This window comes from Pseudoalteromonas porphyrae, from assembly GCF_001298125.1.
Lineage (GTDB): Bacteria > Pseudomonadota > Gammaproteobacteria > Enterobacterales > Alteromonadaceae > Pseudoalteromonas > Pseudoalteromonas neustonica.
This window is the reverse complement of record NZ_LHPH01000085.1, coordinates 1-651: the sequence shown is the minus strand read 5'-3', so window position 1 is coordinate 651 and position 651 is coordinate 1. Positions and strand designations below refer to the sequence as shown.

Sequence of the window (651 nt, the reverse complement as noted above, 5' to 3'; positions counted from 1 at the left end):
TCGCGTATCAGAATGACGCGGTGAATACGTTCCCGGGCCTTGTACACACCGCCCGTCACACCATGGGAGTGGGTTGCTCCAGAAGTAGATAGTCTAACCCTCGGGAGGACGTTTACCACGGAGTGATTCATGACTGGGGTGAAGTCGTAACAAGGTAGCCCTAGGGGAACCTGGGGCTGGATCACCTCCTTATACGATTTAGAACTTATTTGTTCGTAGTGTCCACACAGATGATTGTTAGTTAGTTTGCTCATTGAGTTTACTAATTAATATGCTCTTTAAAAATTTGGAAAAGCTGATAATAAAATTCGTATGAATAACATTTGTTATTTATACAGAGTTTTCAAAAGTAAAAAAGAATGATAGCAGTATCATTCAGTGCCATTTAATTGTTTCTTTGAAATGATTGATTGGTATCTACTTTAGTATTCAATATTAACTTCTGGCGAAGTTAAACTGTCACTAACGTATGACTGGATCTAACGATTTAGTATTGCGACGTGTATTTGATACTTAAGCAACGCCGCTGATATTTTTGTCGCTGGGCGCATAACGTGTTATGTAACCAAGCAAAAATTGATAGCAAGGCAGCATAAGTAACAAAGACCAAGCAAGACCCGTTTGGGTTGTATGGTTAAGTGACTAAGCGTA

The 651-nt window shown here is 39.8% G+C and carries 1 rRNA gene; it reads left to right on the top strand.

Going from position 1 to position 651, the window contains the following annotated elements:
• Window positions 1-192, top strand: a 16S ribosomal RNA gene (locus ADS77_RS21280); the annotation flags it as partial.
• Window positions 193-651 lie beyond the last annotated feature (459 nt).